The following is a 20,332-nucleotide window of genomic DNA, read 5'->3' on the forward strand; positions in this document are numbered from 1 at the left end:
GCGCCAGAATTTTGGGATTCTCACAAGTTCACTCCTGAGGTTTCGGCAGACACAGCGGCGCCAGTCCCGCTTGCTGCCAAGCTGGTTAAATGAGAAAAATGTCTGGCGGTTCTGAAGCCGGTCTAAATGTTCGGCGACAGGATTTCGGTCAGCTGATGACGTATATCGTCAGGACAGCGGTGATCCGGCACGGCGCTGAACAACTCATAACTCTTCAGCGCATCCACCACGGAACCGATCCTGCGTTTGACAGCCTGAAAGCTGTCTGCACCCTCGCCCGAGTTTGGATAATCGTTCAGCGTAATGCGTCCACTCGCCATAGCAGCCGGCAAACGGCGGGGACACGAACAGGGCGCGGATTGGTTCACCAGACCGCAATTTTGCGCGGTAAATGCATGGACGGCGCTTCTTGCCCGCGAAAGGCGCTTTCGGAATGCCGCTGGTGTGACTTCCAGGATGGTTGCTGCTTCTGAGTGATCCAGTTCGAAAATATCACCGAGCACATAAGCCAAACGCAGATCCAGTGTCAGACACAACAACATGGCCATGGTGCAGGAGGTTCGCAGTTCGTTTAACAACAGATCCTGATCCGGCGCTTTTGGTGGATCGGCCACAAGCCCGTTTTCCAGGTCCGCTGCAAACATCTCAAAGGTCAATCCAGGGTCGCGGGCACGCAGCTTTTTAGCATTGACCAGATATCGTACGGCGATTTGGTATACCCAGGTGGAAAAGGCGCTTTCGCCGCGAAAGGTGGAAAGTTTCGTCAAGACGAGAATCAGGATTTCCTGGGTTGCTTCGCGGGCATCTTCCACGTCGACCAGGATGCGCCGCGCCAGCGCATGAACCTGATCCTGAGCCCCTGCAAGCACGCTTTCCAGCGCTTGCCGGTCTCCGCCTTGTGCCGCGTCCACTGTCTCTTGCGCAATCCAGATGGCTGCCATGTGCCGGTCTCCCTTAATGGTCACTATAAGGTTAGAGGGCCCGGCTGCCGAATGTGTGACCGCAAATGAGAACTTTTTTCTTGCATCCCCATTTGCACCGCTTCACGGTGTGGCTTAACTGTTGATGCGCTTATCCTTTTTCAAATCCAAAGACCAATCAAGACTATGACCCGGGACGAATTCGACACCTATTGTAAAAGCCTGCCGGCCACGACTAATGTCGTTCAATGGGGCAATGCGTCCGTCTGGAAGGTTGGCGGCAAGATCTTTGCCATCTGCTCCGGTTGGGGCGAAGGCTCACACGAGAAATTCAGCTTCAAGTGCTCCGACCTGTCCTATTCCCTTCTGATCCAGCAGGACGGTGTCATTCCCGCGCCTTATTTGGCTCGGGCCAAATGGGTTCAGCGGGAAGACGATACCAGCATGCCGGACGATGACCTCAAAGCCTATATCGAAGCCGCGCATAAAATCATCGCTGCCAAACTGACCAAAAAACTTCAGAAAGATCTCGGCCTTGCAGATTGATGTTGCGGCCAAATGGCGCTCACTGGCGTTTTTGATGATTGCCGAGATCGCAGGCATGAGCCTGTGGTTCATGTCGGCAGCGATCTTACCGGATCTGACCCGAGAATTTCAGATTTCAGAGTTTCGTCAGGCCGCGCTGTCGAGCGCCGTACAAATCGGCTTTGTTGCAGGCGCGCTCACCTCGGCCCTGCTTGGATTGGCAGACCGGATCGATCCACGCCGACTGTTTGCATTTAGCGCCATTTCCGCTGCACTTTTTAATGCGAGCCTTTTGGTTGTCGAACCGGGAGGGGCTTTCTCAATCTTTGCCCGTTTCGCCACTGGCGCACTGCTGGCTGGAGTTTACCCGGTTGGCATGAAAATCGTTGTTGGCTGGGGTCAGAAAGATCGCGGATTTCTGGTTGGAACACTTGTCGGCGCGCTGACGTTTGGCTCCGCAGCCCCCCATCTGTTGGCGCTGTTGGGCGGAACCGATTGGCGCTGGAGCCTCACCGTCGCGTCTCTTGCTTCAGGGCTCGGTGGGCTCCTGTGCCTGGCAACGAAGTTGGGTCCGTTCCACGGCACAGCCCCCAAGATGGACATCGCCGCCATCTTCACCGCCTGGACAAATAAGAAAATCCGCTACGCCTACGTCGGCTATCTCGGGCATATGTGGGAACTCTATGCCATGTGGGCCTGGATCGGGGTTGCTTTGACCGTTTCGTTTACCGCTCACATGCCAGACGCCGACGCCATTCCATTAGCCCGTCTTATTGCGTTTCTGGCGATTGCGGCTGGAGGCGTCGCCTGCATCGGCGCCGGACTTCTAGCTGACCGGATCGGCAAAGCCAACATCGCAATTCTGGCGATGGCGATCAGTGGAACTGCCGCGCTTTTGAGTGCGCTGACTTTTGGCGGGCCGGTTTGGCTGACGGTGCTCTGCGTTCTGGTCTGGGGTGCGGCGATCTTGCCGGATTCCGCGCAGTTTTCTGCCCTGGTCGCCGATTATGCGTCCCCAGAACAAGCGGGCAGCCTGATGACCTTTCAGACCGCCCTCGGATTTGCACTCACCTTCCTGACGGTACAGGTCACGCCCATGCTTGCCGGTCTGATCGGCTGGCCGGGTGTCTTTGTTCTGATGGCCATTGGACCGGCTGCCGGCATCGCCGGCATGCTGCGCCTCAAGAAACTACCCCCCGGAAACAGCTAAAGCCCTGCTCACATTCGTTAGCTTCCTGCGTCTTGATGTGGGCAAGTGCGCGAGCGAGGGATAAACAAATGGCTGTATCCGGTGAAAACGGGATCGACGTTTCCCACTATCAGGGTGTCGTCAACTGGAGCAAGGTCGCGGCAGACGGAACCACGTTTGCGATGATTAAGGCAAGTGAGGGCGAAAATTACACCGACCCCATGTTCGCTGCGAATTGGGCGGGATGCAAAAACAACGGCATCTCTTGCGGCGCCTATCATTATTTCCTGCCAACAGATTGTTTTCTCAAACAGTCTGACTTGCTCATCAAGCAGTTACAGGCCGTTAGCTTCGATCATGAAACAGATCTGCCGCCAGCGATCGACTGCGAAGACATGGAACGTGCCTCTGCCTCGGTCTACGTCTATGCGCTCAAAGAACTGCTGGAAACCTTGCAGCGGCAAATCAAATGCACGCCGATGATCTATGTGTCCCCGGCCTTCTGGCAGGGTCTCGGCAATCCCGACTTCACCGAGTATCCTCTTTGGATTGCGAACTACACCTCCGCAAGCGAACCGGAAATTCCAGCTCCTTGGAAAGGCTATGCCATCTGGCAGTTTTCAGAAGGTGGCCAGGTCGATGGCATCACAGGCGATGTTGATCTTGACCGGAACAATCCAAGTGTTGACGCCCAAAGCGTCCAAGAGCCGAAACTGAACTGGTTTTAAGAAACGCGTCCGAAGCCAACAAAAAGGGTCTGTGCGGATCACATTGCCGAATGGTCCGCCCTCCGAAATCGCCAGTTATCCGGTATCTCGGTTTCCTGTTCCACGCGTTTGATCTGCTCAAGCTTGCCGAACTTGTTGAATGAAGACTTCCACCTCTTCATTCAGTTGCTCTGCCTGTCCAGCCAGGATCGAGGCAGATGCCATTAAGTTGCCCGATATTTCTCCAACCTGCTGATTGGCATCGGTCACGGAGGCGATGTTTTCGTTCACTTTCCGCGTGCCGTCAGCAGCCGAGTGCACACTGCTTGCAATTTCACGCGTCGCGTCTCCTTGTTCAGCCATTACACTGGATATCGCGCTTGAGATTTCATTCACGGTTCTGATCACTTGGCTCAGGTTTTCCAAAGACCCCGATGCCTCTTTCGTGGCCAATTGAATGTCCTCAATCTGCTGAACAATTTCCTCCGCAGCACGCGTGGTTTGGCCGGCAAGTTCCTTGACCTCACTCGCCACGACAGCAAAGCCCCGGCCAGCCTCACCAGCTCGGGCCGATTCAATCGTCGCGTTCAGAGCCAGGAGGTTGGTCTGCTCGGCAATTCCAGAGATCATACCGATGACTTCGCCAATCTTATTCGCGGTATCGGCCAGGACCCCCATTTGCGAGTTGGAGTTCTCCACCTCAGTCACAGCTTTTTCGGACGCCTCTGTCGCATTTGCAACCTGCTGCGTAATTTCATCGATCGTTTTCGACATTTCCTCGGTTGCTGCAGCGACAGTCTGCACATTGTTCAGCGCATCGTCAGAAGCTTCTGAAACGAAAGCCGCTTTTTGAGAGGACTGTTCAGACATTGCCGACATGGAGCGGGCGGTTTCATCTTGCTCCTGCGAGGAGGATACGAAGGATCTCACAACATCGCGAACCTTGCCGGTAAAGGCGCTGATCACTTCGTCCATTTTGCGGCGCTCGGTTTCCTGTTGCGCGTGCTTGGCATCTTTCTCTGCTTCCAGGTCTTTGGCTTGCTGCAAACCATCTCTGAACACGGTCAAGGCACTCGCCATTTGTCCGATCTCGTCAGCGCGCCCGCTTCCGGGGATGTCGGCGGTCAAATCCCCGTCGGCCATTTTCATCATGCTTTGGGTGATATCGGAGATCGGCCTGGACATTTTTCTGGCGCTGATCAACACAACGGCCAGGATCAATCCGCCAGCAACAACAAGTCCGACGATGATGCTCATTGTGACTGATTGCGCTTCAGCAAGGGCTTCACCGATATCCGTATCAACTTCCAGGATCCCCCGGACGTCGCCGAGCTTCCAATCGTTCTTTGGCGTGTCAGGATGCGCATTGTGACACCCAACACATCCTTTGGCGCTCATCGTATCTGCAATCGCGACCCGCATAACCGTTGCGCCATTGCGGACCTCATCCCGGGCAAAAGTCGCATCGGGATTTTTAGTCAGGTATTCCCAGGCGTCTTGTTGAAATTTGTCGAGCTTCCGGCTTTTCCTGTTTGGAAAAGGATAGGCGCTGTACAGCGACACGCTAGTGCTGTTGGTTTCAAGCAACTTGCTCAGATCGTGGATCATCGTTGCCGGAAGTGGGATCGCGTCATCCGAACCCTTGTGATTGATCGATGGCTTTAGAGCTCCGCTGGCTTTGGCTTTGCGGATGACGTTGCTGGTATAATACCCGCGGATTGTCTTGAATTGGTTGGCGGCTTGCACGCCGTTTCGCGTTGCGCTTTGGCGTGCGTTTTCTATGACCGCGCTTGGTATCAACCACCAGGCAATTGCCAATCCAGCCAGAACAATTATAGGAATCGGGATTACCAGCTTCCAAACCAATGAATTTGACGTCGACATCTCAAAGCCCCTAGGCGAAATTTTCCTCGACGTTATTATCCAATAAAAATCTGAATTTTATTATAACGAAATACTTAGTTACTTAAATCACCGACATTAGTAACCATTAAACTATTTATGATTTACTTCACCAACATGTGCAATTCAAACTCGCAATACCCGAAATCTTGTCCGTTTATACGCAGACTGATCGCCTGGGTGCCGCCGTAGTAAACCCGAGTGGTGATAGGCTTTATGGCATGGGCTCTCTCAAGAGTGAGCGACTCACCCGCCTTAAGGTTCGTTTTTGTCCATTTGAACACTTTAGGAGCCAGAGTGCCGTTGGCTTTCTTGAAATGGATCACATAGTCGATCACCAAGTCCTGTGGTTTCTTACCCGTTGATTTCAGATCAGCCGAGAAAGAAACTGTCTCCCCGTATTGGACATCGGGATTGCCGATGGTTGGGCCATCCAACTGAATTTCAGGCGCCCCTAAACCAAACGCGTCCAGCGTCGCCCTATGCCCCTGTTTGATCAGCGACCGGCAGGCGTGACGGACAAGTTTTTGGCGGTTTTTGTCAGCATCTTCAAGCCATCTGGCTGCAATGTCGGCAACAAGATCCGGGTGATCTTTGGCAATGTCATTCAAATGATTGGCAACAGAACGGCGAACATACTCTTCCGGATCATCTTTCAGAGCCTCCAGTAATGGAAGCGCCGGTGCCGGGTCTTCGACGAGACGCTGCAGCCGCATGCCCCAAGGAAGACGGGGACGGGTGCCTTCCGACACCAAACGGCGCACATGGACATTTGGATCAGAAGTCCAAGGTGCCATGATATTAAGCGCTCGCTCCTGATCAGCTGCAAGAAACGGCCGGACGTCAAACTCGGCCGTCGCGCGTTTTGTCATGTCCTTGAGGAGGTCAAATGATTTTTCAAAATCGTCCATACCACAATCTGATACAATCATCGAAAGCGGCATCACACCCCATCCGCAGATGCCTTTGTCATCACTCGACCAATCAAACGATTCTCCGGTGTCGGGATGGAGAACGGCGCGCAGAATTGCGAAACGGGCATCTAAGTCCTCAGGCAAATGGCGAGCGGTCACATCGGCAATCAGGCGTGCTCTTTGCTTCAATTCAAGCGGCTCCAATTCCGCGAGAATTTCAGCTTCATAAGCTTCTTTCGAGAAATCCGTAATCTGCCGGTTTAGATGAAAAGCAAAACACCGGACCAGCTCAGGGGAAAATTTGTTTTTAAACGGTTCCAAAACCAACACCTTACTTTCAACAATAGCTTGTCAGAATTGCCAGAGAATATGCAAACTTGGCAATGGCTTACGGCAAGCATCCTGACACCATTTGTCAGGAGATGTCAGATATCCGGGGCACGGCCCTACCTCTTATTCGAGGCAGGGCCAGATGTGAGGATTGAGTTGACCGGCAGGTTAACGCTTGTAAGTCGCAAGTGACTGATACAGCGGCATTTCTGCCTCCATATCAACACCGGTCAGATCCATAAGCGAGAAAAATTCCAGACAATCTGGAGAGGTCCGTTCTGCCTCCATGACAGCCTGTGCGTCTTCCGCACTTTTGAACTGGACAATATCGAGATATTCACCTTCGGACTTACGAATGAGCTCACGGCGCAAGACACCTGGCTGATGGCTGACAAAGTTCTTCTCAAACAAATCTGAAGCTTTGAGCAAGTCTTCTTCGGTTTTCCCAGGTGCCAGTTTAATCGGCGCTAGAACAGTGATCGGCGCAGACATTTTTTTCTCCATGTATTGAGTGATGCTGGCACCATATGGATAAATACGCCATTTTGTGTCCTATTTAACAAATGACCAAAACATCGACCATTGAACGGATGAAGCGACTGGATTGGATAAGTGCGCGGCTCAAGGCCGACGAAGCCTTGACCGTATCAAGTCTGTCCGAAGAACTCGGTGTCAGCAGCCGGACCTTAACTCGAGATATTCAGCTTCTTCGTGACCAGGGCCTTCCTATTGAAGCCGACAGGGGCCGTGGCGGCGGAATCAGACTGCATCGAACCTGGGGCGTGGGACGAGTCAAGTTCAGCTATTCAGAAGCGATCGACCTACTGGTGAGTCTGGCGATTGCTGAACAAATGAAATCTCCGTTTTTTATGGCCGAACTCGCCCCCATCCGGCGCAAGCTCCTTGCCTCCTTGTCGCCTCGCCTAAAAAGCGAAATATCCGATCTGAAATCGAGAATACTGATAGGCGAAACCGCATCCCACTTTGTCTTGTCCGGGTTTAACCCGCCACGGCAGCCGGTGATTGATACGCTGCACCAAGCGTTCGTTTCACGGCAGACTCTGGAGATTTCCTATGAAGCGATATCTGGTGACAGAACAGCGCGGGAGATAGAACCCCACTACCTGCTACTGCACAGCCCGGTTTGGTACGTGCTCGCGTTCGATCGCTTGCGAGACGATATTCGCACTTTTCGGTGTGACCGCATCGCGAACGCAAACATCACCGACGACACATTCAAGTTGCTTGCCATTGAGCGTTTCGATCAAGCGCTTCAGGATCTTGATGTTATCGCGCCGTGAAAAGGTTATTCTGGTTTTCAGGGTTGGACATGCTGAACAGAAGCTACTGTGTTTTAAAATCCAATTCACTCGGCTCATAAACTGGCCGTCCAAGCCGGTTTTCGTTGAAGTGTGGCGGCTTTGTTTTTTTGCTAGTGCCCCTGACAACCGTCTTCAGCAGAGTTTCTGGATTTGACGCAGGCGTTCACACAAGCACGGACACACAGATTGCACCCATAATTTTGAACTAGGTATATTTATCAATAATTCTGTAGATACAACGACCTCTTGAAACAAATATATTTCGAGCAATTGCTTATTTACACAATAACAACCTCCACGCCCCTTTAATATATTTAGAACTACGGTAGCTACATTCGAAATTGCGCTACAGTCCGTTTCATAAACGGAGATTTAGGGACAGGCTTCGCCTTACGAGAAGATATGCGATCACATGCCCCCAGTTTGGGCTTTAAGGCCCTCCAGTATTTCTTCATGGCGCTTCAGTGCCTCGGACTGGTGTTGCTGATCTCTGGAACCTCAGCGGCCGAGCCCATAAAAATCTACACCACGGAACTGGATGGGCACCACCAGCCGGACCTGCGTGGCAAATACGATCAGATTGTTTTGTCAGCGGCGGCTGTCAAGAAACTCAATGTCGAATTCCAGTTTTTACCTCCTGCCCGGGCGATCCTTCAGTTCTCGCGCTGCGAAGACTGTTGCGTTAGCCCCTGCAACAGCGCCCCTGATATTACGCACTGCCCCGGAGCGACTTTATCTGATGTCTGGGATCGGGTGGAGCTGCATGCTTTTAATGTCACCCCAGGGGAACTCGATGTGTCGATTGAAAACTTCAAGAACCTCCGGGTGGGGGCCATCCAGGGCATGCCTTTGGGAGCAAAGGTTGAAAAGAACCTGACAGAAATCCGACGCCTTGAGACCCCACGCGCCGCTGCCAATATGCTCAATCTTGGCAGACTCGATGTGTTTCTGGGCTGGATTCCGGAAACCCTTGTCTATTTTAGGGCCAACAACATTCCGGTGCCGAAGTACAACGCAAAGGCCCCCGTCAAGAGTGTGCCAATCGGCATTGCCTGCAAGGGACCAAAGTCCTTGCAGCTGATTGACGCCGTCAATGCATATTTGCGGCAGGCTCCAATCACATCGGACGTAAAACCTACCGCCAAACCAAATTCTGACGGTTGAATGATTTGGTCAATATGTTCGTTATCATAAGGGCTTAAGTCAGGTTGGGCGGATCGCGGCCAACCCGGCCTAGTGGCTTTCTTTCTGTAAATGCTATTTTGGAACAAAAAAACCACCCCGGCTCGCCGGGGTGGTTGAAGCGAAACAGGCAGCCCCTCGTTACTGCCACCTGCCTCGAAAGTTCAAATCAGCATCAGTCGATGCGTTTGCCCGTATCCGCATCAAAGAAATGCACATCTTGCGGCAGCGCTTTGAGGTACATTTTTTCGCCCGGCTCATGATGAGCATGACTGGAAACGCGGATGACAATTTCAGGGCCGCCTTCTTCAAAGCTGGCATAGACATAGCTTTCCGCACCAACTGGCTCGAGGACGGTGACGGTCACCTCAAGCGCCAGCCCATCACCGGAGGCCGGGCTATCGACCACTTCCAGGTGCTCCGGACGGATCCCAACTTTATAGGCATCCTTGCCTTTGGTGTTGGCCCCAGACAGGCCTTTGCCCTTGGCAAGGGCCAAACCGTCCCCAGTCGACTTCAGATCCAGAAGGTTCATTGCTGGTGACCCGATGAAGCTCGCCACAAACGTGGACGCCGGCTTGTCATAAACATCGATCGGCGCGCCGATCTGTTCGATGTTGCCGCCGTTCAAAACCACCAGGCGATCTGCCAGGGTCATGGCTTCCAGCTGATCGTGGGTCACATAAACGCTGGTGGTGCCAAGTGACTGCTGCAGACGCTTGATTTCAACGCGCATCTGAACCCGCAGCTTGGCATCCAGATTGGAGAGCGGTTCATCGAACAGGAAGGCCGCAGGCTCTCGGACAATCGCCCGGCCCATGGCCACGCGCTGGCGCTGGCCGCCGGAAAGTGCCCGTGGTTTGCGGTCGAGATATTCACCGATCTCCAGAATGCGGGCCGCTTCCTTCACCCGGCGGTCGATCTCGGCCTTGTCCATGCCCCGGTTTTTCAGGCCATAGGCAAGGTTGTTGTAAACCGACATATGCGGGTAAAGCGCGTAGTTCTGGAACACCATCGCGATATCACGGTCTGCCGGGTCGACCTTGTTGACCAGCCGGTCGCCAATTTTGATTTCCCCAGTGGTGATATCTTCAAGGCCCGCAATCATGCGCAGCAAAGTGGATTTGCCGCAGCCGGACGGACCAACCAGGACAATGAACTCCCCTTCGTCAATATCGATGGAAACGCCCTTAACCGCTTCCACCGCACCGCCGTATACCTTGCGGACAGTGTCGAGAGTAATTGTTGACATTTAAAACCTCACTTATCGCTCTCGACGAGCCCTTTGACGAACCAGCTTTGGAAGACCACAACGATCAGGACCGGCGGTACGATGGCCAGAATGGCGAGCGCCATAGCCTCATTCAGTGCCGGGATCTGCGCCCCCACCCAGACCTGCATGATCTGCTTGATCCCGCGGACCAAGGTAAACAGGGATTCTTCGGTGGTGATCAGGGTCGGCCAGAGATACTGGTTCCAGCCATAGACGAACATGATGATGAAGATAGCCGCGATCATGGTTTGCGACAGCGGCACGAGGATATCTTTGAAGAATTTCCAGGGGCCGGCTCCATCGATCCGCGCAGCTTCCAGAAGTTCATCTGGAACTGACATGAAGAACTGGCGGAAGAAGAAGGTACCCGTTGCCGACGCGATCAACGGAACGATCAGGCCGGAATAGGTGTTCACCATTCCGAGCGACTGGACGATCTCATAAGACGGCAGGATGCGAACTTCCAGCGGCAGCAACAGCGTTGCAAAGATCACCCAGAAACACAGGGTTGCCATGGGAAAGCGGAAGTAAACGATCGCATAAGCCGCCAGCATAGAGATGATGATCTTGCCGATCGCAAATCCGAACCCGAGGATCATCGAGTTCTTCAGCATGACAAAGCCATCAACTTCCTTGGTGAAGCCACCGGCCCGGAAGAGCACAGTTTCATAGTTTTCCAGGAACTTGCTGCCCGGAACGAATTGGATGCCTTCTTTATAGATCGTGATGGCGTCATGCGTGCTGGTCAGGAAGGCCAACGCGACCGGTGTGACCATGAAGAACACACCTAAGAGCAAGACAACGTGATCCAGAATTTGAAGTTTTCTCATCTCACGCCCCTTATGTGTAATGCACGCGCCGCTCGATCAGCCGGAACTGAACAACGGTTAGGATGAACACCAGAGCCATCAAGATGACCGACTGTGCAGACGACCCACCAAGATCATTGCCACGGAACCCATCAAGAAAGACCTTGTAGACGAGTGTCACCGGGTTGTTGCCCGGCTCCTGCTTCACAAGAACATCGACGATACCGAACGTGTCGAAGAACGCGTAAGTGATGTTGATGATCAGCAAGAAAAAGCCTGTCGGGGCCAGGAGCGGGAACGTCACAGTCCAGAACCGGCGGAAACCTGAGCGGCAATCGATGCTGGCCGCTTCCTGGACCGATTTGGAAATTCCCTGAAGGCCTGACAGAAAGAAGATGAAGTTGACCGGAATTTGCTTCCAGACCGCCGTGGTGGTCATGGCAAAGGCCGTGTCGAAGTAACTCACGCCGATCTGCAGGTTCCAGCCGAACAAGGCAAAGAAATCAACGATCGGGCCGACGTGCTGATCGAACAGCATAACGCCGATCAGGCCGGCAACCGGAGGTGCGACCGCATAAACCCACATAAGCAGTGTTTTATAGGACGACGATCCGCGCAAAACCTTGTCCGCCTTGACCGCCAAAAGAAGGGCAATGCCAAGGGACAGGAAGGTCACGAAGAAGGTAAAGACAGCCGTGAAGCGGGCGACGCGGCCATAGTCTGTGGAGGTCACTGTGTCGACGAAGTTGTCCATCCCGACAAACGTCGAACCGAACCCGAACGGGTCCTCGAGATAGAAAGACGACTGAACGGCTTCAGCTGCCGGCCACAAGAAGAAGATCGTCACGATGGCAAGCTGCGGCAAAAGCAGCATGTAGGGCACCCACCGGGACTGGAATTGAACTTTTTTCATCACGTCACCGCAACGGGGAAAGCGGGCCACAAACGGACCCGCCTTCTAGTCAAAGATATGGGAGCGCACCATGGCGCTCCCAAATGGTCAACTTATTAGTTGCCGGTGGTCTTGGAGAACCGCTCCAGAAGCTTGTTGCCATCGGCTTCGATGGTTTTGAAAGCGTCTTCAACAGAAGTCTCGCCGGACAGGATCTTACCGTATTCGCGGTTCATGATGTCGCGGATCTGGACGTAGAAGCCCATGCGGTAACCCTTGGTCCACTCGCCACCCGGCAGCGTCAGCTGCTTGATGCCGATTTCGGCAGCCGGAGCGCGGTCATAGTGGCCGTCTTTCTTAGCCAGCTCATAAGCAGCATTTGTGATCGGCACATAACCGGTCTCTTTGTGCCACATGTATTGGACTTCCGGAGAGGTCAGGTACTCAAAGAAAGAAGCAACACACTTGTTTTCGCCATCCGGCTTGCCAGCCATGGAGAACAGAGCCGCACCGCCGATGAAGGTGCCCGTGCCGGCGCCGTCAACAGCATCCCAGTAAGGCAGGTATGTTGCAGAGAATGGGAACTCAACGGTCTTGGAGATGCCGCCGAAGGAACCCGAAGAACCGAGCCACATGGCGACCTTGCCTTCGTTGAACGGGGTCTGGTTGTCGCCCCAGCCGGTGCCATAGTAACCGAACAGGCCATCGTCCAGCCAGCCTTTGACGGCGGTGAAGTGGTTCTTGATCGGCTCACCGAAAATCAGCTTGGTGTCCTTTGCACCGTCGTAACCGTTGTTGTTGGTTGCGAACTGCTGGTTATGACGGGACTTGAAGTTCTCTGTGAAGATCCACGGCAGGTGAGACTGAGCGAGCGGCACATAACCAGCTTCTTTCAGCTTCGGCGCGATGGTCTGGAATTCTTCCCAGGTCTTCGGAGCTTCAACACCTGCTTTTTTCAGCGCGTCTTCATTGTAATACAGAATCGGCGTGGACGAGTTGAACGGCATGCCGATCATCTTGCCTTCGCTGTCCGCATAGAAGTTACGAACACCTTCGATGTAGTCATTGATGTCGAAAGCGACGCCAGCGTTTTCAAGAATTTCTTGTGCTGGGATCGTTGCGCCTTTTGCGCCGATGATTGTTGCGGCACCCGCATCAAACACCTGCAGGATGTTCGGCTGTTCGCCAGCGCGGAAAGCTGCGATACCAGCGGTCAATGTTTCTTCATAGGTGCCTTTGTAGACCGGTGTGATCTGACAAGCATCTTGAGATTCATTGTAACCGTTTGCGATGTCGACAACGACTTCACCAAGACGGCCACCCATTGCGTGCCACCAGGAAATGTCGGTCGCCGCGTAGGACGCGGAAGATGTACCCAAAAGGGCCGCTGCAGCTACAAAGCTGGCGACGGTCTTACGGTAAGCCATAGTGTTTGCTCCCATCTAGAAGGGCGGTTGCCCCGATCAGCAGTTGGTTCATCATGACGCTGACGGCTTCTTCAACGCCTGAAACGATAACGCCTGCGTTTCGTATTGTTTTCATATGAACGTTATATGACGCTCATATGAACATTAAACGACGCCTTTCCCGCGGCTGCAAGAGAGAAGTTTTCAAAAATGACTTTTGTTTAGCTAACTGAGTATCTGGTTGCATTTCTTCAGATCTCTACTTTTAAGAATGCGAACTCAGTAACCAGATACACTTGTCTATGCCGTAGCGTAGAAAACTGAGCAATTCAGTCTTGAAAATAAGGAGTTACCAGACCCGTGCAGCGCGGCAGCTAAATCCAGCACACCAAAAAGTCGGCAGCAAACTGTCTGCCAATCCACAAGACCATCACCAAACCTCGAAGCACAAAAGCATCTTCTGCGCTCCAGCTTACAAAAAATGCGATGACATCTGCCACCAGCCTGGCATCACAATGACATGATCATACCAATTGCAGCGCCAGAAGCGCCACCACGACGTACCGGGCTGTCTTTGCCAGCCCGACCAGCATCAAGAACCGCCACCAAGGCTCTTTAAAGACCCCGGCCACTAGCGTGACCGGATCCCCGATCAGCGGCATCCAGCTTGCCAGCAAACTCCAGTAACCGTAACGCTCGTACCAGCCCTGAGCCGTTTGATACCATTTGGAAACCTGCCCTGAATTGTCGGCCGGACGGGCAAAGCGGATGGCGCCCAGCCCAATAGCCCAGTTCACCACAGAACCAAGCGTGTTCCCGAGACTGGCAACAGCGATCAGTATGAAAAAATCTTGCGGGTTGGCAGCCACCAAATAAGCAAGACCCAATTCCGATTGGGCCGGCAGTAACGTCGCAGCAAGAAAGGCGGCAGTGAACAAAGCGATCATGGCGCGCTGCGATATCACAAAGCGCTGGCCGCTGTCATTCTGGAACAGCTGCGATTAGAGAGCCTGGCCCACCTCATCAACACCTGCAATGCGTTGGACAGAGTGCCGGAATTGGCGTTTACTCGCATGTCATTGATGAAGAGGCCATCATGAAACGCTTTCTGCTCCCGTTCTTCTGCTTGACTGTTTGCATTTCTGGTATGGGCACCGCCAATGCTGCTCAGCAGCTTATCTCCGCAGCCAACGGCAGTTGTCTGGCCAATCCTAAAGGCAGCATGGAACCAGCGACACGTCTTGTTGTTGTGCCATGTAATGGGAATCCCAATCAGCTTTGGGAGTTTTATCCTGACGGCCGGATCGTGAATGCCAAATCCGGCCTTTGCTTGAGCGTGCCAGCGAAGAAGTTGAACCAGAGGGCGGGTGTTTATCAAGCGGATTGCAACAACAAAAAACACCGGTTGTGGCAACCAGAGTATGTTGGCGATGCCGTCGTCAAAGTGCGCTCAGGAGGTGGTTTATGCCTGGACATCCAGAACAAAGGCAAAAAAGCTCGGTCCAAAGCCGTCCAAGCCACATGTGCCGAGAGCGCCAGCCAAGTCTGGCAAGTCGCCAACGCACCGGCATCGAAGACGGCTGCGTCAGCACCTCCGGCAGCATTTGATCCCGAAGACCCTGTCAAAGAAATCATCTCCATAGCCGAGAGCAATTTTTCCGTTCCGTTTCCAGGCGTAATGCTCGATTATTTTGCCGAAGGGCGGTTGGAACGTATCTACAGCAAGGACCTGATCGGTTTTTATAAGCGGGCCATCAAAACCGAAGCGGCTCAGCAAATGGGCGGACGCGCGCCTGATTTTGATATTTTCACGGGCACCCAAGACGCCTGCCCTCTGGAAAACATCTCGCTCTCAACGGAAAAGCCGTTTGAATCTTCCTGGGATATCTCCGTCACCTATCAATATCAGGCCTGCTGGGGGAACCCGGCTCTGTCCAAAACAGACTTCATTATCATTGAAGAAGGCGGGCAGCCGGTGATTGACGACATTTTCACGTATGATGAAGCAGAAGCCATCAGCTCGCTTAAGGTCGCTTTGGATCAATATGTACTCGGGCGGTGAGTCGATAATAAACGAACCGCTGCAAGGCGTTTGGATCTGATTTTTGGGAAAGAAAAATGGTGGAGCCTAGGGGAATCGAACCCCTGACCTCTTCGCTGCCAGCGAAGCGCTCTCCCAGCTGAGCTAAGGCCCCATTTATTTTCCAACGGCTGGGTCACCGTCGGCTGATGGAGGCGGAACATAGTCACACCTCCGAACAAGATCAAGCAGAAATTTACAGGAATTTCTGCAAGCCTTGTGGAAAAGGCGAAACAGAAAAAAGCTGCTGTTTCGCCAATATCTTACTGATCGCCGTCGTCGTCGACCGCGACCCGGATGCCCGGAACGGCATCGTCGTCTTCGTCGTCTTCATCGATAAAGACGTCATCATCGGAACTGTCATCGTCGATCTCAACGTCATCACCGTCGAGGTCCGGCACATCATCGCCGCCTTCAGCTTCCGCATCCGCTTCTTCCAGCGTTACGATTTCCGGTGCCGCTGCGTCGTCCTCTTCGTCATCGTCTTCCGGTTTTTCTGCCGCCTTGGCCGCTTTCGCCGCGCGGGAGGTCATCACCGCTTCAAAGATGGTACCGCATTTCGGGCAGGTAATCGGGTCGCGGTTGAGATCGTAATATTTGGCGCCGCAGCCCGGGCACAGCCGCTTTGTGCCAAGTTCAGGTTTTGCCACTGTGCTCACCCTTCATAGCTTGCATGGTCGATTTGAAATTTTGAGTTCGCCGCCCTTAGCCCTAAGAGCGGTGTGCTGTCAAAGGCAAATCACCGTTTTTTCTTTCTCGCCCCACTTTTCTGCACGATGTGTCGCAAATTTCAAGCAGGCTCAAGGTCTTCATTCACATAAAGCATGTTTGAGACACCTATCCCTTAATGGATGACGCCGCCGCCCTTGCGTGATAGGACGTGTCACCTTTTGACAACCTGACAAGCTTGCGGACATAAAAAATGTCACATTCTTCCGCGCCTGTTCCGCTCACTTCAGCGGCCGGCAGCCCGCTGAAAGGCACCATTCGTGTGCCGGGCGACAAATCCATCTCGCACCGGTCCTTAATGTTCGGTGCCCTCGCCGTCGGCCAAACAACGGTCAAAGGTCTTCTAGAATCAGAAGACGTCCTGGCAACCGGCGATGCCATGCGCGCTGTTGGCGCGAAAATCGAAAAACTGGACGACGGCTCCTATACCGTCGACGGCATTGGCCTCGGCAGTCTTTTGGAACCTGAAGGTGTGATTGATTTTGGCAATGCCGGAACCGGTGTGCGCCTGACCATGGGCATTTTCGGCAGCCATAACATCGCAGCAACTTTTGTCGGCGATGCCTCGCTGTCCAAACGGCCGATGGGCCGCGTACTTGATCCCTTGCGCGACATGGGCACCAACGTGATCGCCCGTGACGGCGACCGCCTGCCAGCCTCCATCCGCGGCGCAGAACAGGCTCTTCCGATCACCTACCGGGTGCCTATGCCGTCGGCACAGGTCAAGTCCGCCGTTCTGCTCGCCGGCCTGAATGCACCGGGCATCACCACCGTGATTGAACCAATCGCGACGCGCGATCATACCGAAAAGATGCTGAAAGGCTTTGGCGCAGATATTTCAGTTTCGCTGAACGAAGCCGGAGAGCGGGTGATCAAGCTCACCGGCCAGCCGGAGCTGAAACCTCAGGATATTGACGTTCCAGGTGACCCGTCCTCTGCCGGTTTCCCGCTCGTTGCGGCCCTGATTGTTCCAGGGTCCGATCTGACGATTGAGAATGTTCTTTTGAATGAACACCGTACCGGCCTGATCACCACTTTGATCGAAATGGGCGGCGACATTGAGATCATCAACCGCCGCGAAACCGGCGGCGAGGAAGTCGGTGATCTGCGTGTGAAGGCCAGCAAGCTCAAAGGCATTACTGTCCCTGCGAAACGTGCACCGTCTATGATCGACGAATACCCAGTGCTGGCAATCGCGGCCGCCTTTGCTGAAGGCGACACTTTTATGCCCGGCCTTGATGAACTGCGCGTCAAAGAATCCGACCGTCTCGCAGCTGTTGCCCGCGGACTGGAAGCCAATGGCATTCCATGTGTTGAGACCGAAGACACGCTGACCGTGACTGGCGGCGCATCCAACATAGGTGGTGGCACAGTCGTTACGCATCTGGACCATCGGATTGCGATGTCGTTCCTCATCCTAGGCATGGCGGCCCATAATCCTGTCACGGTAGACGATGGTGCGGTTATTGCGACCAGCTTCCCGACGTTCACCTCTTTGTTTGAGGGTCTCGGCGCCAAGATCACCGCAAACTCCAGCGAGGCCGCATGATTATCGCCATTGACGGTCCGGCAGCTTCGGGAAAAGGCACGCTTGCCCGCAGGCTGGCTGACCATTTCGGCCTGCGTCATCTGGACACCGGCCTCACTTACCGCGCCGTCGCTGCGGCCCTTCTTGCCAAGGGCCTGCCGCTCGGTGATGAAGGCGTTGCCATTGAGATCGCCCAGCACCTCGATCTTGCCCAGATGGATAAGTCGGTTCTATCTGCCCACGAAATCGGTGAAGCAGCATCGCGCATTGCGGTTTTGGGCGGCTTGCGGGAAGAGCTGGTAAACCTGCAGCGCAAGTTTGCAGAAACACCTCCGGGCGCTGTTCTGGATGGCCGTGACATCGGCACGGTCGTTTGCCCGGACGCGACGGTCAAATTGTTCGTCACCGCCAGCCCGGAAGCCCGGGCAAAGCGGCGTACCGACGAGATGATCTCCAAAGGCAATGAAGCCACCTACGCCTCCGTTTTGGACGATCTGAAACGGCGGGACGAGCGCGATAGCCAAAGAACCGTGGCTCCGATGAAACAAGCGGACGATGCGGTCTTGCTTGATACGACAGAAATGGATATAGAAGCAGCGTTCCAAGCAGCTGTAGACATCGTTTCCAAGGCTGCATAGGCATCAGATAACCCGGGGCTCACTTCAGAGTGCGCCCCTTTTCGTGCATCTGACAGGGAACCCGCCCTCAGGGCCTTTTGTTCAGAAATGGACATAATTTTTCGGCAGGACACGTTTTGTGACCTGTGACGAGACCGGATTTTCTGTTTCTCGCCCCGCCGGCCCGCTTTTAAGCGGCAGAACCAGACGAAACGTCGGTTCCGGGAAGTAGGACATCCGGAGTGCAACACCAACCCGCCGGCGGCGCGCCAAAAGGCGCTAGGAGTATCTATGACTGATTTTAATCCCTCCATGGAAGACTTTGCGGCTCTTCTTGAAGAGTCCTTCGTCCAGAACGACCTCTACGAAGGTGCTGTTGTCAAAGGCACCGTCGTCGCCATCGAAAAAGACCTGGCTGTTATCGACGTTGGTCTAAAAGTTGAAGGCCGCGTGCCGCTGAAGGAATTCGGCGCAAAAGGCCGCGACGGCGAAATGGGTGTAGGCGACGAAGTCGAAGTTTACCTGGAGCGTGTCGAAAACGCCCTCGGCGAAGCCGTTCTGTCGCGCGAAAAAGCGCGCCGCGAAGAGAGCTGGGTTCGTCTGGAAGTGGCTTTCGAAGCCAACGAAAAAGTCAACGGCCAGATCTTCAACCAGGTCAAAGGCGGCTTCACCGTCGATCTGGATGGCGCTGTTGCCTTCCTGCCGCGCTCTCAAGTGGACATCCGTCCGGTGCGCGACGTCACTCCGCTGATGCACACACCGCAGCCGTTCCAGATCCTGAAAATGGACAAGCGCCGCGGCAACATCGTTGTGTCCCGCCGTGTTGTTCTGGAAGAAACCCGTGCCGAGCAGCGTTCGGAACTGGTCCAGAGCCTGGAAGAGGGTCACACTGTCGAGGGTGTCGTCAAGAACATCACCGACTACGGTGCATTCGTCGATCTCGGCGGCATCGATGGCCTGCTGCACGTCACCGACATCGCGTGGCGCCGCATCAACCATCCGTCCGAAGTTCTCACGATCGGTCAGACCGTCAAGGTTCAGATCATCCGCGTCAACCAGGACACACATCGCATCAGCCTTGGCATGAAGCAGCTTGAAGCTGATCCGTGGGATGGCATCGAAGCCAAGTACCCGATCGAAGCCAAGTTCAATGGCCGCGTGACCAACATCACCGACTACGGTGCATTCGTCGAACTGGAGCCGGGCATCGAAGGCCTGATCCACGTTTCCGAAATGTCCTGGACCAAGAAGAACGTCCATCCGGGCAAGATCGTTTCTACTTCTCAGGAAGTCGAAGTGATGATCCTGGAAGTCGACCCGGTCAAGCGCCGCATTTCTCTGGGCCTCAAGCAGACCCTGCAGAACCCGTGGGATGCGTTTGCTGAGCAGTTCCCGATCAACACCGAAGTTGAAGGTGAAGTGAAGAACAAGACCGAATTCGGTCTCTTCATCGGCCTCGACGGCGACGTTGACGGCATGGTTCACCTGTCTGACCTCGACTGGAACCGTCCGGGCGAGCAGGTCATCGAAGAGTATCAGAAGGGCAACATGGTCAAGGCCATCGTCCTGGATGTTGACGTTGAGAAAGAGCGCATCTCTCTCGGCATCAAGCAGCTCTCCGGCGATCCGATGGAAACCGGTGCTGCTGGCGAGATCCGCAAGAACTCTGTTGTGACCTGTGAAGTCATCGAAATCAAAGACGGCGGTTTGGACGTCAAGATCGCAGACAGCGATCTGACTGCCTTCATCCGCCGCGCTGACCTGTCCCGTGACCGGGATGAGCAGCGTCCGGAGAAGTTCTCCGTCGGCGACAAGTTCGATGCCCGCATCACGCAGTTCGACAAGAAGACCCGCCGCGTTTCTGCCTCCATCAAGGCGCTGGAAATCGCAGAAGAGAAGGAAGCTGTCGCACAGTACGGTTCTTCCGACTCCGGCGCGTCCCTCGGCGACATCCTGGGTGCTGCTCTCAAGCAGCAGAACGACGACTAAGTTTTCAGCTTCTTTTCG

The 20,332-nt window shown here is 54.2% G+C and carries 20 protein-coding genes and 1 tRNA gene; 9 read left to right on the plus strand and 12 right to left on the minus strand.

What is annotated here, in order from left to right; genetic code table 11:
• Positions 1-122: 122 nt before the first annotated feature.
• Positions 123-941: an RNA polymerase sigma factor gene (locus tag FJ695_RS01370; protein WP_141183769.1), complete on the minus strand. Its 819-nt coding sequence runs from the start codon at positions 939-941 to the stop codon at positions 123-125.
• A gap of 165 nt (positions 942-1,106) precedes the next feature.
• On the opposite strand from FJ695_RS01370, the gene FJ695_RS01375 reads away from it, so the two are divergent.
• From FJ695_RS01375 to FJ695_RS01385, 3 genes are all read left to right on the plus strand, one after another.
• On the plus strand, positions 1,107-1,466 hold the full coding sequence (locus FJ695_RS01375) for an MmcQ/YjbR family DNA-binding protein (RefSeq protein WP_141183770.1): 360 nt from the start codon (positions 1,107-1,109) through the stop codon (positions 1,464-1,466).
• Positions 1,456-2,655 carry a nitrate/nitrite transporter gene (locus FJ695_RS01380; protein WP_209010871.1) on the plus strand — a complete coding sequence of 400 codons (1,200 nt, stop codon included), beginning with the start codon at positions 1,456-1,458 and terminating at the stop codon, positions 2,653-2,655. The genes FJ695_RS01375 and FJ695_RS01380 overlap by 11 nt, the downstream gene beginning before the upstream one ends.
• A gap of 68 nt (positions 2,656-2,723) precedes the next feature.
• On the plus strand, positions 2,724-3,362 hold the full coding sequence (locus tag FJ695_RS01385; RefSeq protein WP_141183771.1) for a glycoside hydrolase family 25 protein: 639 nt from the start codon (positions 2,724-2,726) through the stop codon (positions 3,360-3,362).
• 117 nt (positions 3,363-3,479) lie between these two features.
• On the opposite strand, the gene FJ695_RS01390 is transcribed toward FJ695_RS01385, so the two are convergent.
• From FJ695_RS01390 to FJ695_RS01400, 3 genes are all read right to left on the minus strand, one after another.
• Complete coding sequence (locus FJ695_RS01390) at positions 3,480-5,225, minus strand: methyl-accepting chemotaxis protein (protein ID WP_141183772.1); 1,746 nt, start codon at positions 5,223-5,225, stop codon at positions 3,480-3,482.
• Positions 5,226-5,347: 122 nt separating this feature from the next.
• Positions 5,348-6,346: a DNA alkylation repair protein gene (locus FJ695_RS01395; RefSeq protein WP_209010872.1), complete on the minus strand. Its 999-nt coding sequence runs from the start codon at positions 6,344-6,346 to the stop codon at positions 5,348-5,350.
• Between the two features lie 309 nt (positions 6,347-6,655).
• Entirely contained in the window at positions 6,656-6,979 is a 324-nt protein-coding gene (locus FJ695_RS01400) for a hypothetical protein (protein ID WP_141183774.1), read from the minus strand.
• Between the two features lie 71 nt (positions 6,980-7,050).
• On the opposite strand from FJ695_RS01400, the gene FJ695_RS01405 reads away from it, so the two are divergent.
• The gene (locus FJ695_RS01405; RefSeq protein ID WP_209010873.1) at positions 7,051-7,788 is read left to right on the plus strand and encodes a YafY family protein; all 738 of its coding nucleotides are present in this window, start codon (positions 7,051-7,053) and stop codon (positions 7,786-7,788) included.
• A gap of 423 nt (positions 7,789-8,211) precedes the next feature.
• The gene (locus tag FJ695_RS01410; RefSeq protein WP_141183775.1) at positions 8,212-8,973 is read left to right on the plus strand and encodes an amino acid ABC transporter substrate-binding protein; all 762 of its coding nucleotides are present in this window, start codon (positions 8,212-8,214) and stop codon (positions 8,971-8,973) included.
• 193 nt (positions 8,974-9,166) lie between these two features.
• Here the strand turns inward: FJ695_RS01410 and FJ695_RS01415 are convergent, their stop codons facing one another.
• The 6 genes from FJ695_RS01415 to FJ695_RS01435 all read right to left on the minus strand — a co-directional run bounded on the left by FJ695_RS01415 (position 9,167) and on the right by FJ695_RS01435 (position 14,318).
• Complete coding sequence (locus FJ695_RS01415) at positions 9,167-10,243, minus strand: sn-glycerol-3-phosphate import ATP-binding protein UgpC (RefSeq protein ID WP_141183776.1); 1,077 nt, start codon at positions 10,241-10,243, stop codon at positions 9,167-9,169.
• Positions 10,244-10,251: 8 nt separating this feature from the next.
• Positions 10,252-11,094, minus strand: coding sequence for a sn-glycerol-3-phosphate ABC transporter permease UgpE (gene ugpE, locus FJ695_RS01420; protein WP_141183777.1), 843 nt, complete (start codon positions 11,092-11,094; stop codon positions 10,252-10,254).
• 10 nt (positions 11,095-11,104) lie between these two features.
• Positions 11,105-11,986, minus strand: coding sequence for an ABC transporter permease subunit (locus tag FJ695_RS01425; protein ID WP_141183778.1), 882 nt, complete (start codon positions 11,984-11,986; stop codon positions 11,105-11,107).
• 95 nt (positions 11,987-12,081) lie between these two features.
• Positions 12,082-13,392 (minus strand): extracellular solute-binding protein, encoded by a 1,311-nt coding sequence (locus FJ695_RS01430; protein WP_141183779.1) that lies wholly within the window; start codon positions 13,390-13,392, stop codon positions 12,082-12,084.
• Positions 13,379-13,507, minus strand: a complete 129-nt coding sequence (locus FJ695_RS28385) for a hypothetical protein (RefSeq protein ID WP_256370142.1) — start codon at positions 13,505-13,507, stop codon at positions 13,379-13,381. Before FJ695_RS28385 ends, FJ695_RS01430 begins: the two co-directional genes overlap by 14 nt.
• A 388-nt stretch (positions 13,508-13,895) precedes the next feature.
• Entirely contained in the window at positions 13,896-14,318 is a 423-nt protein-coding gene (locus tag FJ695_RS01435; protein ID WP_209010874.1) for a YqaA family protein, read from the minus strand.
• A 149-nt stretch (positions 14,319-14,467) separates the two neighbouring features.
• Here FJ695_RS01435 and FJ695_RS01440 point away from each other — a divergent pair, with 149 nt between their 5' ends.
• On the plus strand, positions 14,468-15,433 hold the full coding sequence (locus tag FJ695_RS01440; protein ID WP_141183780.1) for an RICIN domain-containing protein: 966 nt from the start codon (positions 14,468-14,470) through the stop codon (positions 15,431-15,433).
• Between the two features lie 57 nt (positions 15,434-15,490).
• Here the strand turns inward: FJ695_RS01440 and FJ695_RS01445 are convergent.
• Together FJ695_RS01445 and FJ695_RS01450 are read right to left on the minus strand one after the other, a co-directional pair.
• Positions 15,491-15,566, minus strand: a tRNA-Ala gene (locus FJ695_RS01445).
• 148 nt (positions 15,567-15,714) lie between these two features.
• On the minus strand, positions 15,715-16,101 hold the full coding sequence (locus FJ695_RS01450; protein WP_141183781.1) for a TIGR02300 family protein: 387 nt from the start codon (positions 16,099-16,101) through the stop codon (positions 15,715-15,717).
• 272 nt (positions 16,102-16,373) lie between these two features.
• Between FJ695_RS01450 and aroA the strand changes: the two genes are divergently transcribed.
• The 3 genes from aroA (at position 16,374) to rpsA (ending at position 20,314) form a co-directional block, all read left to right on the plus strand.
• Positions 16,374-17,729, plus strand: a complete 1,356-nt coding sequence (gene aroA / locus FJ695_RS01455) for a 3-phosphoshikimate 1-carboxyvinyltransferase (protein WP_141183782.1) — start codon at positions 16,374-16,376, stop codon at positions 17,727-17,729.
• Entirely contained in the window at positions 17,726-18,346 is a 621-nt protein-coding gene (cmk, locus tag FJ695_RS01460) for a (d)CMP kinase (RefSeq protein ID WP_141183783.1), read from the plus strand. Before aroA ends, cmk begins: the two co-directional genes overlap by 4 nt.
• Before the next feature lie 270 nt (positions 18,347-18,616).
• The gene (rpsA, locus tag FJ695_RS01465) at positions 18,617-20,314 is read left to right on the plus strand and encodes a 30S ribosomal protein S1 (RefSeq protein ID WP_141183784.1); all 1,698 of its coding nucleotides are present in this window, start codon (positions 18,617-18,619) and stop codon (positions 20,312-20,314) included.
• The last annotated feature ends 18 nt before the right edge of the window (positions 20,315-20,332 follow it).

The organism is Labrenzia sp. PHM005, from assembly GCF_006517275.1.
Taxonomy (GTDB): domain Bacteria; phylum Pseudomonadota; class Alphaproteobacteria; order Rhizobiales; family Stappiaceae; genus Roseibium.